The sequence below is a fragment of the Variovorax guangxiensis genome (assembly GCF_003952165.1).
Classification (GTDB): domain Bacteria; phylum Pseudomonadota; class Gammaproteobacteria; order Burkholderiales; family Burkholderiaceae_C; genus Variovorax; species Variovorax guangxiensis.
Map to the genome: position 1 here is coordinate 41,240 of NZ_RXFT01000015.1, position 12,965 is coordinate 54,204.

Annotated in this window: 13 protein-coding genes; 9 read left to right on the forward strand and 4 right to left on the reverse strand. The window is 68.9% G+C overall.

All coding sequences use genetic code 11. The features are described from left to right. Positions 1–102 precede the first annotated feature (102 nt). Positions 103–1,197, forward strand: coding sequence for a PA0069 family radical SAM protein (locus EJP67_RS27100; protein WP_126024840.1), 1,095 nt, complete (start codon positions 103–105; stop codon positions 1,195–1,197). Here the strand turns inward: EJP67_RS27100 and EJP67_RS27105 are convergent, their stop codons facing one another. Beyond that, the gene (locus EJP67_RS27105; protein ID WP_126024841.1) at positions 1,198–2,097 is read right to left on the reverse strand and encodes a LysR family transcriptional regulator; all 900 of its coding nucleotides are present in this window, start codon (positions 2,095–2,097) and stop codon (positions 1,198–1,200) included. It abuts the gene before it with no gap. A gap of 69 nt (positions 2,098–2,166) precedes the next feature. On the opposite strand from EJP67_RS27105, the gene EJP67_RS27110 reads away from it, so the two are divergent. From EJP67_RS27110 to EJP67_RS27125, 4 genes are all read left to right on the forward strand, one after another. Beyond that, a complete protein-coding gene (locus EJP67_RS27110) occupies positions 2,167–3,618 on the forward strand; it encodes an amidase (protein ID WP_126024842.1) in 1,452 nt (483 codons plus the stop codon). Between the two features lie 42 nt (positions 3,619–3,660). Beyond that, the gene (locus EJP67_RS27115) at positions 3,661–4,632 is read left to right on the forward strand and encodes a tripartite tricarboxylate transporter substrate-binding protein (RefSeq protein ID WP_126024843.1); all 972 of its coding nucleotides are present in this window, start codon (positions 3,661–3,663) and stop codon (positions 4,630–4,632) included. A 6-nt stretch (positions 4,633–4,638) separates the two neighbouring features. Next, complete coding sequence (locus EJP67_RS27120; RefSeq protein WP_240650799.1) at positions 4,639–6,102, forward strand: MFS transporter; 1,464 nt, start codon at positions 4,639–4,641, stop codon at positions 6,100–6,102. Positions 6,103–6,215: 113 nt separating this feature from the next. Beyond that, positions 6,216–7,265, forward strand: coding sequence for an RNA methyltransferase (locus tag EJP67_RS27125; RefSeq protein WP_126024844.1), 1,050 nt, complete (start codon positions 6,216–6,218; stop codon positions 7,263–7,265). Here the strand turns inward: EJP67_RS27125 and EJP67_RS27130 are convergent. From EJP67_RS27130 to EJP67_RS27140, 3 genes are all read right to left on the reverse strand, one after another. Beyond that, complete coding sequence (locus EJP67_RS27130) at positions 7,258–8,010, reverse strand: alpha/beta fold hydrolase (protein WP_126024845.1); 753 nt, start codon at positions 8,008–8,010, stop codon at positions 7,258–7,260. The genes EJP67_RS27125 and EJP67_RS27130 overlap by 8 nt on opposite strands. Positions 8,011–8,190: 180 nt before the next feature. Next, on the reverse strand, positions 8,191–8,769 hold the full coding sequence (locus tag EJP67_RS27135) for a DUF1569 domain-containing protein (protein WP_126024846.1): 579 nt from the start codon (positions 8,767–8,769) through the stop codon (positions 8,191–8,193). A gap of 63 nt (positions 8,770–8,832) precedes the next feature. Beyond that, positions 8,833–9,378: a MarR family winged helix-turn-helix transcriptional regulator gene (locus tag EJP67_RS27140; RefSeq protein WP_126024847.1), complete on the reverse strand. Its 546-nt coding sequence runs from the start codon at positions 9,376–9,378 to the stop codon at positions 8,833–8,835. Between the two features lie 327 nt (positions 9,379–9,705). Between EJP67_RS27140 and EJP67_RS27145 the strand changes: the two genes are divergently transcribed. The 4 genes from EJP67_RS27145 to EJP67_RS27160 all read left to right on the forward strand — a co-directional run bounded on the left by EJP67_RS27145 (position 9,706) and on the right by EJP67_RS27160 (position 12,922). Then, positions 9,706–10,674, forward strand: a complete 969-nt coding sequence (locus EJP67_RS27145; RefSeq protein WP_126024848.1) for a LysR family transcriptional regulator — start codon at positions 9,706–9,708, stop codon at positions 10,672–10,674. Positions 10,675–11,343: 669 nt separating this feature from the next. Continuing rightward, positions 11,344–11,991, forward strand: coding sequence for a hypothetical protein (locus tag EJP67_RS27150; protein WP_240650800.1), 648 nt, complete (start codon positions 11,344–11,346; stop codon positions 11,989–11,991). Next, positions 11,988–12,530: a GTP-binding protein gene (locus EJP67_RS27155; protein WP_126024849.1), complete on the forward strand. Its 543-nt coding sequence runs from the start codon at positions 11,988–11,990 to the stop codon at positions 12,528–12,530. Before EJP67_RS27150 ends, EJP67_RS27155 begins: the two co-directional genes overlap by 4 nt. Next, positions 12,527–12,922 (forward strand): roadblock/LC7 domain-containing protein, encoded by a 396-nt coding sequence (locus tag EJP67_RS27160; protein WP_126024850.1) that lies wholly within the window; start codon positions 12,527–12,529, stop codon positions 12,920–12,922. The genes EJP67_RS27155 and EJP67_RS27160 overlap by 4 nt, the downstream gene beginning before the upstream one ends. Positions 12,923–12,965: the final 43 nt, after the last annotated feature.

Consider the following 12,965-nt stretch of genomic DNA (forward strand, 5'->3'; position numbering starts at 1 on the left):
AAATTTCTGTCAAGAAAGAAATTAAAAAATCGGCAATGACGGTGAATCAGTGGAATACTGTATGAATAAACAGTAAATCGAGTTGCCAAGGAGTCGCCGACCATGCCAGCCGCCTTCATTCCCATCCACGCCATCAAGGGCCGCGGCGCGGCCACGCACATCGCACACCGTTTCTCCAAGGACGAGCGCGACGCCTTCGACGACGGCTGGGGCACGCTGGAAGAAGGCGCGGCCGAGGCCGAGACGCTGCAGCCCCTGGCCACCGAGGTGCGCTTCGAGGACGTGAAGTCGGCCCTCAACGAGAACGACTCGCCCGACATCTACTTCGACCGCTCCCTCAACCCCTACCGGGGCTGCGAGCACGGCTGCATCTACTGCTTCGCGCGGCCCACGCACAGCTACCTCAACCTGTCGCCCGGCCTCGACTTCGAGACCAAGCTGATCGCCAAGCGCAACATCGCCGAGGTGCTGCGCACCGAGCTCGGGCGCAAGAGCTACCGGCCCAGCTACATCGCCATCGGCACCGCCACCGACTGCTACCAGCCCATCGAGCGCGAACTGCGGCTGACGCGCTCGGTGATCGAGCTGCTGGGCGAGGCGCGGCACCCGTTCGCGCTGGTCACCAAGTCGAGCGCCATCGAGCGCGATCTCGACCTGATCGCGCCCATGGCGGCCGACCACCTGGCGGCCGTGTACATCACCGTGACCACGCTCGACGGCGACCTCGCCCGCAAGCTGGAGCCGCGTGCCGCCGCGCCGCACCGCCGGCTTCGCACGATCCGCACGCTCACCGAGGCCGGCGTGCCGGTGGGCGTGAGCGTGGCGCCGCAGATTCCCTTCGTGACCGAAGACATGGAACAGGTGCTCGAAGCCGCATGGGAGGCCGGCGCGCGCAGCGCCTTCTACACGGTGGTCCGCCTGCCGTGGGAAGTGGCTCCGCTCTTCAAGGAATGGCTGGCGCTGCACTACCCGCAGCGCGCCGACCGCATCATGGCGCGCATCCACGAGATGCGCGGCGGCAAGGACTACGACGCCGACTTCGCCACGCGCATGAAAGGCTCGGGCCTGTGGGCCGACCTGATCCACCAGCGCTTCCAGAAGGCCGCGAACCGCCTGGGCTACAACCGGGAGCGCATTCCGCTCGAGATTTCCGCGTTCCGCCCGCCGGGCGCGGCGGGGCAGGGCAGCCTGTTCTAGCTAGGCCGCCTGTCGCACGGAGGCCCGCGCGCACGCCAGGAAGGGCTGGATCAGCGGGCTATCCCAGTCGCTGCGCCAGCAGGCGGCGATCTCCATCTTCGCGTCGACGTTGCGCAGCGGCCTGAACACCACGCCCGGCGGCCGGCCGATCCGCGCGCATGCGGGCAGGATGGCCACGCCCTTGCCCGCGAGCACCAGCGCCAGCGCCGACACCATGGTCTCGACCCGCTGCGCGACGGGCATGCCGACGCCGTGCCGCCGCAGCATCGAGGCCACCACCGACTTGTCGAGATCGCCCTCGGGCACCGGCAGCCCGATGAGCGGCACGCCCTCGAGCCGCTGCAGCGGAACGCTGGCCATGCGCGCCAGCGGCGAATCCGCGCGCACCGCCAGCATCAGCGGCTGGGTGCCGATGCGCTCGACCGAGATGCCGGCCTGCGCGATGGGCGGAATGCAGATCGCCACCGACACGTCGGAATCGGTGACGGCCGAGATGTTGTTCACCGCGTTGAGCTCCACGTACTGGATCTCCACGTCGGGCAGCTTCGCGCGCAGCGCGTTCTCCAGGCGGGGCAGCACCAGGTAAGAGAGCACCACCATGGTTCCGACGGTGAGCCGGCCCCTGCTGCCCGAGCCTATGGCCCGCGCGGCGTCGAAGCCTTCGTTGGCCAGCAGCAGGGCTTCCTTCGCGCGCCTGAAGAGCGCATTGCCGGCATCGGTGATCTCCATGCCGCGCGCCGTGCGCTGGAACAGGGGCGTTCCCACCGAGGCTTCCAGGTTCCGGATGTGCACCGACAGCGGCGGCTGCGCCATGTTGAGCCGCCGTGCGGCCTTGCCCACGCTGCGTTCCTCGGCAACGGCCACGAAGTAGCGGAGCGTTCTGAAGTCTGGTGCTGCCATACGCTGGTCATATGCCTTTTCGAGAAAACAGTATTGGACTGGCTTTGGGGGCGCATCAATCATTTGCGCATGCAAAAGTATCCCCGTCTTCCGAAGTCCGAGATCTGCGAAATGTCCGCCGTGACGCTGCGCTCCCTCGTCGCGCAACGCAAGCTCTCGCCGGTGGAGATCGTCGCCGAGGTGCTGCGCCGCGCCGATGCGGTGCAGCCGCTGCTGAACTGCTTCGTCACCCTGTGCCACGAGCAGGCCATGGAAGAGGCCAGGAAGGCGGAGGCGGCCCTGATGAAGGGCGAGGCGCAGGGCCTGCTGCACGGCCTGCCCTTCACGGCGAAGGACATCGTCGACACCGCGGACGTCAGGACCACCTACGGCTCGGTGCTGCACCGCGACCATGTTCCCGCGCAGGACGCGCTGGCCGTGGCGCGCATTCGCCAGGCCGGCGGCATCCTGATCGGCAAGACCACCTCGTCCGAGTTCGGCGCCAAGTGCATGACCGATGCGCCCCTCTTCGGCAGCACCCGCAACGCATGGGACGCCACGCGCACCAGCGGCGGCTCCAGCGGAGGCGCGGCCGCCTCCATGGCGGCGGGCGTCGCGCCCCTGGCCATCGCCACCGACGGCGGCGGCTCCACCCGCATTCCCGCCGCCTGCAACGGCGTTGTGGGCCTGAAGCAGAGCCTGGGCGTGGTGCCGCACAGCCAGGTGCAGGACGCCTTCGGCAACTACACCTACGTGACGCCCACCACGCGCGACGTGGCCGACACCGCGCTCATGCTGCAGGCCATGACCGGTGCGCACGGCTGCGACCCGTGGTCGCTGGGTGTGCCCGCGCAGCCTTACTTCGACGCGCTGCGGCCCGCCTCCGACCTGCGCGGAAAGCGCGTCCTGTACCGCGCGACGCTGGAAGGGCGCCCGATCTCCGCCGACGTCGCCGCCGCCTTCGAGGCCGCGCTCGCCACGCTGCGCTCGATGGGGGCGCAACTGGAGGAGATGCCCGACGAGGGCTATGACGTCGAGCCGGTGTGGCGCGTGATCAACCACACCAGCTGGCGCGGCCGCTTCGCTCCGCTGGCCGAGGCGCACGGCGAGAAGCTCAGCCCCTCGCTGCTGCAGCAGCTCGCGCTGGCGCAGCACGTCGACGGCGTCGCCTTCCAGCAGGCCATGTTCGCCAGGACCGCGCTCTTTCGCCGGGTGCAGGCCCAGCTGGAGACGCACGACTTCATCTTCACGCCGACCCTTTCGCGCACGGCGCTGCCTATCGACCAGGACCTGTTCGGAAGCATCGAGATCGACGGCCAGTCCTATGCCGACCTGAGGCCGAACTGGTTCCCATGGACGATGCCTTTCAACCTCACGGGCCATCCCGCCATCAGCCTGCCCTGCGGCGCCGGACGCGACGGCCTGCCCATCGGCATGCAGCTGGTCGGCCGCTTCCGCGAAGACCAGCAGCTGCTGCAGGCCGCGGCCGGCTTCGAGGCCGCGCACAGGCCGGCGAACGCATTGCCCGTGCTGGCCTTCTGAGCCGGCCCTCCACCCGTTCCCAACTCCGCAGGTACTCCCACCATGGCCTCGTTCCTCAAGACACTTCTGCTGGGCGCCTCGATCGCCCTGGCCGGCGCGGCCGCGCATGCCGACAGCGCCACGCCGATCCGGCTGATCATCGGCTTTCCGCCGGGCGGCGCGCTCGACAGCCTCGCGCGTTCGCTGGCCGAGGACCTGCGCACCACGCTGAAGGAGCCCGTGCTGGTGGAGAACCGCCCCGGCGCTTCCACCCGCATCTCCATCGAGGCGGTGAAGGCTGCGAAGCCCGACGGCCGAACCATCCTGCTCGGCGCCACGCCGCCCTTCGTGCTCTTTCCGATGACCTACGCGCGGCTGAACTACGACGTCGACAAGGACTTCGTGCCCCTCGCACACCTGGCGAACGTGCCCAGCGTGATCTCCGCGGGCGCGAACCAGCCGTTCAAAACGCTCGCGGAATACGTCGCGTGGGTGCGCAAGAACCCTTCCGGCGGCAGCGTCGGCCTCACCAACCTCGGCGGCGGCCTGCACTTCAGCCTGCTTCAGTTGTCGAAGGCCATCGGCGTGCCGCTCACGCCCGTCACCTACCGGGGCGGCGCGCCGCTAGCCACCGACATCGTCGGCGACCACGTGCCGCTGGGTGCCGACGCGCTGGCCAGCCAGCTCGAACTGCATCGCGCGGGCAAGCTGCGCATCCTGGGCGTGGCGGGCACGAAACGGCTGAGCTGGCTGCCCGATGTTCCGACGATCAAGGAGTCGGGCTACGACGCCTTCGACCGCGCCAATGCCGCCTACGCCGCGTTCGTGCCTGCCGGCACGCCGAAGGACGTGGTCGCGAAGCTGGAGTCGGCCTTTCTCTCCGCGATGCGCAGCCCGCAGGTGCGCGGGCAGGTCGACCGCATGGGCCTCGAGCCCACGGGGCTGCCCGGCGCGGAAGTGAAGCGGATCATGGCTTCGGACCGCGCGTACTGGCGCCCCATCGTCGAGGCCTCGGGCTTCAAGAGCGAAGACTGAACGCAAGTGACTACCGGCAGTGTGGGCAGCGAGGGTGCGGACGACAGGGCTGGCTGGGCTGTGCTCGCAGCCGCCAGCGCCGGGGCGTTGCTGTGCTTTCTCAACCTCAGCGCGCTCAACGTCGCGCTGCCGGCAGTGGCGCGCAGCCTGCATGCTTCGCCCACGCAGGCGAGCTGGATCCTGCTGTCGTACATGCTGGTCAGCACCGTCTGCATCCTCAGCTTCGGGCGGCTGGCCGACCTGTGGGGGCGGCGCAGGCTCTTCCTCGCGGGGCTGTGCCTCTTCGTGGCCGCCTGCGCGGCATGCGCCTTCGCGCCCGACGCCGGGCTGATGCTGGCGGCACGCATCTGCCAGGCGGTGGGCGCGGCCGGCGTCATGGCCAATGCCAGCGCGCTGGTGGGCGATGCCTTCGGCCGCCGCAGGATGGGGCTGGCGCTCGGCGTGCTCGCCATGGTCGCGGCGCTGGCGCAGGTCGTGGGCCCGCTGGCCGGCGGCTTCGTCGTGTCGTGGTGGGGCTGGCGCGTGCTCTTCATGCTCAACGTGCCGTTGGGGCTGTGCGTGCTGGCCCTGTCGTGGAAGGTGCTGCCAGCGGGCGCAGCCGTGCGATCGGAGCGCTTCGACCTTGCGGGCGCGGCGCTTTCCTTCGTCGGCATCGGATGCGTGACCTACGCGCTCTCGATGGCGGGCACGCGCGGCTGGACGAGCACGCCGGTGTGGGCGTTCATGTTCGCGGGGCTTGGCGCCATCGCGCTCTTCCATAGGGTCCAGGTGCGCGCATCGAGCCCGCTGGTCGATCCCTCGCTGTTCGGTGACCCGGTGCGCCGCACCGCCTACGCGGGCATCCTGCTGCTGTCGATGGCGCAGGCCGCGCCGCTGGTGCTGGTGGCGCTGTATCTGCAGGCCTGCGCGGGGCTGGAGCCCTCGCAGGCGGGCCTGCGCGTGGCCCCGGTCGCATTCGGCATGCTGATGGCCGCACCCGTGGCGGGCATGCTGATCCGGCGCTTCAGTCCCGAGGCGGTGTGCGTGGGCGGCATGCTGCTCGCTGCAGGCGCGCTGGCGATGCTGGCCACGCTGCTGCGGCCGGAGATCGGCGCGGTGCCGCTGTCGCTGTGCTTCTGGGGGCTGGGCCTCGGCATCGGCAGCTTCGTGACGCCGAACAACGCGTCGATCCTGCAGACAGTGACGCCGCAGCGCAGGGGTATCGCCAACGGCGTGCGCTCGACACTGCAGAACACCGGAATCATGGTGGGCACCGCGCTGGCGCTCAGCGTGGCGCTGGCGCGGCTTTCGCCAGGCTCGCAGCGCAGCGTTCTAGGCAACGCAGGTGCGGGGCTTTCCGGCCTTGACGTGGCCATCTTCACCCGCGGCACCAGCGCCGCGCTGACCCTGCTCGCGGTGCTGTGCCTTGCGGGCTCGGCCATGATCGCCAGCAGCCGCCGCCGGGCCATGAGGCTGCAGTCGCAGGGCTGAGGCGGCCGGCGCCGTGCACAATCCGGGGCTTGTCGACCATCCTCCCGTGCGTTCGGCGCTGCTGCTAAAAGGGCAGCCGGCAGGCACGGGAAGCTTCCAGCCCCAGAGGGCGCATGCGAATCCACGAACTGAAAGAGCGGCTGCGAAAAGCCGGAGCCGGCCCGAGCCATGAGCAGCGCATCCTGCGGCTGTGGTCCCACGCCCTGCCCAGGAACAGCGGCAGGCGCCTGCCCGCGAGCTTCTTTCCCGCGCCGTTGATGGAGGCACTGCCAGCCATCGAAGCCGAGCTTGCGGGGCTGGCGCGCGTGGTCGCGGCGCATCCGGGCGCCGATGGTTCCGAGCGGCTGCTGGTCGCGCTCGCCGACGGCCAGACCGTCGAAAGCGTGCTGCTGCCGCGCGACGGCCTCTGCGTGTCGTCGCAAGTTGGCTGCGCCGTCGGCTGCCAGTTCTGCATGACGGGCCGCGACGGCCTGCTGCGGCAGGTGGGAAGCGCCGAGATCATTGCCCAGGTCGCGCTCGCGCGCATGCGCAGGCCGGTGCGCAAGGTGGTCTTCATGGGCATGGGCGAGCCCGCGCACAACATGGACAACGTGCTGGAGGCCATCGAGCTGCTCGGCACCGTGGGCAATGTCGGCCACAAGAACCTCGTGTTCTCCACCGTGGGCGATCCGCGCGTGTTCGAGAGACTGGCCGGGGAGCGCGTCAGGCCCGCGCTGGCGCTCTCACTGCACACCACCAAGGCCGGGCTGCGCAGGAAGCTGCTTCCGCGCGCGCCCAACATGACGCCGGAAGAACTGGTCGCCGCGGGCGAACGCTACGCGCGGGCCACCGGCTATCCCATCCAGTACCAGTGGACACTGCTGGAAGGCGTCAACGATGGGCAGGACGAGATCGACGGCATCGTCCGGCTGCTCTCGGGCAAGTGGGGCGTGCTGAACATGATTCCGTTCAACGCGGTGGATGGCGTGGAGTTCAACCGCCCCTCATGGGAGCGCTGCAAGCAGATTGCCCGCACGCTGCACGAGCGCGGCATCCTGACGAAGCTGCGGCAGTCGGCGGGGCAGGACATCGACGGCGGGTGCGGCCAGCTGAGGGCGCGCGCCGCCGAAGTGGCCGAAGTGGCCATACCGATCCGCAGGATCGAAGAGCTGCGCGTCAGCTGAAGGAAGCCATCCAGTCCCAGACCTGCGCGGGCGCCTCGACCATCACGTTGTGCCCATGCGGCCCGAGGTCGCGCGCTTCGGCGTCGAGCGAGCGGGTCTGCTCCAGCGTCACCATCGCATCGTTGCCTCCGCGCGCGAGATGAACGGGGCAGCGCGCGAGCGTCATCAGCTCCGATAGCGGCGGCTTGCCCACCGCGTTGGCGCGCGGGTCCATCGCAAGGCGCCAGCCGCCGTCGCCGTGCGCGATGCCTCGCGCTGACACCGATGCCGGCGCACCGGCAACCGCGGCGAGGCCCGACACCTTCAGGTAACGCTCGCGCGCTTCCTCTTCGGTGGCGAACAGCTTCGCGGGCTGCAGCGCCAGCGAGTCCATGCGGCGCACTTCCTCGTCGCTCCAAGCGATCTTGATGCCGGCCGCGAAGACGCGATGCGGCAGGAGGCCGAACCAGCCCGTGGCGAGCGCGAGGCCGATCACGCCGCCCAGCGAATGCCCGAGCACCACGAGGCGGCCCTCGGGCTGCAGATGCGGCAGCACGGCGCGCGCGACGCTCGCCGCGTGCTGGCCGATGGCGTAGGAGTCCTGCGTGCCGGAGCCGCCATGGCCGGGCAGGTCGAGTGCGAGCCAGCGGCCTTTCCAGCGGGTGCCGGCATCGGCGCACATGGGCGACCACACGGCGCCCGTCGCGCCCATTCCGTGCAGCAAGAGAAGCAGGTCCGGGCCTTCGCCGCCTTGTTCCGTGTACATGTCCGCCGTCTCCTTCGGTTCTTCGATGGCCGAAGAATACCTGCCGGTGCATGCATGACCGTGCACTGTCGAGCCAGCCGCCAACCCCGCCGCCGCCGCCGCCTCGACGAGGCCGACGCAACGAAGAGGTTGTCGCCGGAACGCGAAACTGCGTCGGGCGCGAAGCCCTCGAAGCGCGCGTCAGCCGGCGTCCACCAGCTCCCAGTGATTCGCCAGGTGCATGAGATGCGCCCGGGTGTACTCCGACTTGCTCAGCACGCCGTAGGCGAAGTGCGGCGCGAGCGCGTTGCCGTGGCGTTCGAAGCGGCCCAGCGCGCTCATCAGGTGCTCCACCGCGGCATCGAGCGGCTGGCTTGATGCGATGGCCGGCGCGCCGGGGATGGGCTCTTCGAGCCCGTGGCTCATCCGGCCGCGCGCCGAGAACACGGCGAACGCCATGCTGCCCAGCGAGGCGCGGAACCACGCGGGCTTGAGCTGGGGGAAGCCGTCCAGGGAGTATTCGACGCTCTGCGCGCTGTGGTGCAGCACCTGGGCCAGGTCCCAGCCGGAGCGGGTGCGCAGCGGCGTCGTGCGCAGGCGCTCGAGGGTGCGCATGGCGCGGGGCAGGTCGGAGAAATCGTCCATGGCAATGGGCTGGTCGGAGTGGGTGAGGACGTAGCCGGCGCCCGTGGCTGCGGCGCCAGCCAGCAGCACGCCGCCGGTCAGCAGGGTGCGCCGGGTGCGCGACGCACGGTTGTCGTCCTTGTTGTCGGTGTTCATGTGGTGCCGGATGGTAGGCACCGGGCCGCGCCGGAACTGTCAAATTTCCGACGATCTCCGCATTCAGGCGCTGCGCCCCGGCCACCTGTGGCGCGTGCCGCCCGAGCGGCGGTCGGCCTTCTCGGACACCGCGCCCAGCGCGCTCAGCTCCTTGCCGCGCAGCTCGAGGCGGCGCAGGCAAATGAGGAAGACGTCGAGGTGCTCTTCGTCGAGGGCTTGGAGCAGGTCCATGTTGAGGCGCGCGATCCGCGGGAACACCGAGTCGCACAGCTCCCGGCCCGCAGCGCTCAGCCGCACATGGACCTCGCGGCCATCGTCGGCATCGCGCCTGCGTTCCACCAGCTTCTTCTCGGCCAGGCTGCGCAGGCCGCGCGAGGTACGCACGCGGTCGAGCTGCAGCCGGTCGGCGAATGCCGAGGAGGTGATCTCGCCGATCTGCGCGAGCATGCCGATCATTCCCCACTCGCGGTGCGTGATGCCGAAGCCGCCTTCGACGAGGCGCGTCGCCATGCCGCTGCCCGGGCGCATGGCACGGGAGAGGCGGTACAGGAGCAGGTCGTCCAGGGAGCGCGGCGAGCGCAGGGCCTGGGCATCGGGGAAGGCTTGCATTGGAAATCCGGACTAGAGGTCTTGGGGGCGGTCAACCGACCTCGATGGTGGGTGATGGATTAGATCAATCGTTTGTTGATATTTATAAACTGCCGGGCAATGAATATTGCCGAAATGTAATTGAGATTCGCGGCATTTCTCCATTGGACGTCCGCCAATTGCGGGAAGTCAGCCGGTGCTCAGTGTTCGCCGCCGCGTTCTTGCGCAAGCCGGCATATCGCACCGCTATTCGCTCCGGATCGATCGCAATTTGAATATCGATCGATAGCAATAGCGGAATTGATGGACCCCAAGCCTTTTACAGCCGTCATTCAAGGAAGGACCACCTTGCTCGATCTGAACGAAGTCGCCATGTTTGTCCAGGTGGCGCGCCTGGGTAGCTTCGCGGAAGCCGCGCGGCACCTGCGCATGCCCTCGGCCACGGTGAGCCGGCGCATCCAGCAGCTCGAGGCGCGCCTGGGCACCCGGCTGATGCAGCGCTCCACCCGCAAGCTCACGCTGACCAGCGCCGGCCAGACCTTCCACGAGCGCTGCGGCCCGGCGGTCGAAGAACTCATAGAGGCGGGGCAGTCGCACGTGGCGGTCAGCAAGGAGCCCAGCGGCGCGATCCGGGTGGCGGCTTCGGCCAGCTTCTTCGAGTATTTCGACATGGGCTGGGTGTCGGCCTTCCTGGCTGCGCACCCGCTGGTGCAGATCGACTTCGTGCTCAGCGACCTGCCGGCCGACCTCATCGCCGACCGCGTCGACGTGGCATTCCACATCGGGGCGCTCGAAGATTCGAGCTACGTGGCACGCCGAATCTTCACGAGCTACGGCGGCCTCCTGGCCAGCCCCGCCTACATCGCGGCGAACGGCGCGCCCGGCAATCTGCGCGAGTTGGCCGAGCACGAATGCGTGACCCAGCCGCCGGAGACCGGCAGCGCCGCCGTCTGGCGCCTGCAGGGCCCCGACGGCACCGAAGAAGACGTGCGGGTGCGCGGGCGCTTCAGCAGCAACACCCATGTGGCGCTGCGCGAGGCGGCCTGCGCGGGCTTGGGTATCGTCGCGCTGCCCGCGATCCTGACCGCGGCCGAAGTGGCGGCCGGCCGCCTCGTGCCAGTGCTGCCGCAGTACATGCGCGCAGGCCGCGGCATGAGCGTGGTCTACCCCAGCCGCCAGCAACGGCCGCTGGCCGTCACCGCCTTCGTCGACATGGCGGTGGAAAAGCTCAGCCTGCAGGAGTGGACGCCTCTCCCGGCCGAGACGACGAGCGAAAGCCGGTTGGAGCGGCCTCTCGACTTCTCGGTCTGCCGCTGAGCTCCGGCGCGCAATTTCGGTTGCTCTTATTTGTCGATTGCGCGCGCACCACATAAGTGCAATTCGCCGTGATTTGGTGCAATTCATTCGACCAATCGTGCGGATTGCATCGAAAGCCGATCGGCTGAAACTCATTTTGTGGGCTAGTGGAGTACAACGGATTTCGTAAACAATTGTCACGACGCCTTTTGGTGGACATCCAAGTCGGCACGTCTGTATTGCGATCCGCGCACAAATAAAGCTCATTCATTTTCATCATTTCCGTATAGGGAAATGGATATTTCAGGTCACGGCAAGGGGGAACGGGTTGAATCCACGGTCGACGAGTGCAGCGAAACAACACGCGGGCCGACGGCTTTCGCGCCAAGCCAGAGGCTTCACGCTGATCGAATCGACGGTCCTTCTGGCTTGCTTCGCCGTCGCCGCATCCGCCGTGCTGCCCCGCTGCAAGAACGAGGTCCTGAGCGGACGACCGCTCGGTGGATCAGACGGTCTCGTGGCATCCCACATCGGCATGCAGCGCTTTCACCAGGCCGCCGCCGGGGCGCTGGACCGCATCTTTGCGCCGTGCCTCCAAGGCTGGCGCGACACGGCCTCGATGGACTGACCAGGCATGGTCGCGGCGCAGGGGACACATCCATGCTGAGGCTCGGCATCCACAAACTGCCCATGGCAGAGGTGGTCCTGATCCACACGATCATGAGGCTCTCGGCGGGCCAGCCCGGCTTCGCCTGGCAGTTGGTCGATGCGCCGCCCTACGACGCGCTGCTGGTCGACGGCTCTTCGCCGGAGCATGAATATCCCGGGGCGGTCGACAGCATGGCCGCGGCCGTGCTCAGGCTCACGCGCATGAACGCAGGCTGGCAGCCCGGCACCATGGAGCGGCCGATCCGTGCCGACAGGCTGCAGCAGTGGCTGCGCAGCATCGAGCAGGCGCTGCGCGAGGCGCAGCCCGGCGGCCTCATGCTGCACGAGCAGACGGCACTGGAGGTGGAGGTGTCCGACGCCGAGCACTTCATGCTGCGCCGCTGGCCGCCTGCCATGCTGCTTCGCAACGACCTCGACAACATCCGCATGGCGAGCCTGCTGTCGCGCCGCGCGTTGAACGCGATCGAGCTGTCGGACATCAGCCAGCTGCCTTTCTCCCAGTGCGTGGCTTTCCTGCTCGAACTGCGCAAGGCCGGCGTGCTGGAGCTGCACGTGGCGCAGGCCCTGCCGCCGGCCATGCCCCGGAGCGACAAGGCGCTGGGCAGCCGCGATCTGGCGCGCAGCTTCATCGATGGCATCCGCCGCCGGCTGGGCCTGCGCGTGCCATGAGGGAGCACAAGATCCTCGTCACGGGCACCGTGGGCGCTGGCAAGACGACGGCCATCGGCCTCGTGAGCGAGGTCGCGCCGGTCGTGACCGACGTGCGCAATTCCGACGCGTCCATCGACAAGGCCCGCACCACGGTCGGGCTGGACTACGGCCAGCTCACGCTGGACAACGGCGACATCGTTCGCCTCTTCGGTACGCCCGGGCAGGCCCGTTTCGACTTTCTCTGGAAGATCCTCGCGAGGAACGCGCTGGGCCTGATCGTGCTGATGGACAACTCGCGGCCCGATCCGCTGGCCGACATGTGCGTGTACCTGGACGGATTCGCCGAGCATCTGCGCACGCTGCCCTGCGTCGTCGGCGTGGGGCGGATGCACTCCCATCCCGTGCCCACCCTCGACGACCATGCCGAGCGGCTCGCATCCACCGGCCGGGTGTTTCCCATTCTCGATGTGGACGTGCGCCGCCGGAGCGACGTGCTTCTGCTGATCGACACGCTGCTCATGCAACTCGAAGCCGACATGCGGGGAGACGAAGAGTGAACTCCATACACGGCCTGTCCAGAACGGCCACGGCGCATGCACAGCGTGAAGTGCGCAAGCTGGTCGACGAGCTCACCGGCGTGACCGCGGCGGTGGTCGCCACCGCGGACGGCTTCGACGTGGCCTCCGCCTGCGTCAGCGACGCAGACCCGGCGCGCGTGGCCGCCATGGGCAGCTCCATCGTGGCGATAGGCGACGTGGTGTCGCAGGAAGCCCGCCTCGGCCGCCGCGAGAGCGTGATGGTGCTCACCGACTCGGGCTTCGCGGTGTTCCACAGCGTGCATCGCCGCGACACCGACCTCGTGATCAACGTGCTGGCGCGAGACAGCGCCGTTCCCGCGATGGTGGCGTACCGCGCCGCCCAGCTCGCCAGGACCCTCGCCGAGGTGTGACCGCCGATTCCCCCGCGCGCGTCTGCGTGGCGCGCGGGTCTCT

Coding starts and splice junctions, on each gene's coding strand:
- EJP67_RS27100 (WP_126024840.1), top strand. CDS start 103: ATGCCAGCCGCCTTCATTCCCATCCACGCCATCAAGGGCCGCGGCGCG.
- EJP67_RS27105 (WP_126024841.1), bottom strand. CDS start 2,097: ATGGCAGCACCAGACTTCAGAACGCTCCGCTACTTCGTGGCCGTTGCC.
- EJP67_RS27110 (WP_126024842.1), top strand. CDS start 2,167: ATGCAAAAGTATCCCCGTCTTCCGAAGTCCGAGATCTGCGAAATGTCC.
- EJP67_RS27115 (WP_126024843.1), top strand. CDS start 3,661: ATGGCCTCGTTCCTCAAGACACTTCTGCTGGGCGCCTCGATCGCCCTG.
- EJP67_RS27125 (WP_126024844.1), top strand. CDS start 6,216: ATGCGAATCCACGAACTGAAAGAGCGGCTGCGAAAAGCCGGAGCCGGC.
- EJP67_RS27130 (WP_126024845.1), bottom strand. CDS start 8,010: ATGTACACGGAACAAGGCGGCGAAGGCCCGGACCTGCTTCTCTTGCTG.
- EJP67_RS27135 (WP_126024846.1), bottom strand. CDS start 8,769: ATGAACACCGACAACAAGGACGACAACCGTGCGTCGCGCACCCGGCGC.
- EJP67_RS27140 (WP_126024847.1), bottom strand. CDS start 9,378: ATGCAAGCCTTCCCCGATGCCCAGGCCCTGCGCTCGCCGCGCTCCCTG.
- EJP67_RS27150 (WP_240650800.1), top strand. CDS start 11,344: ATGGCAGAGGTGGTCCTGATCCACACGATCATGAGGCTCTCGGCGGGC.
- EJP67_RS27155 (WP_126024849.1), top strand. CDS start 11,988: ATGAGGGAGCACAAGATCCTCGTCACGGGCACCGTGGGCGCTGGCAAG.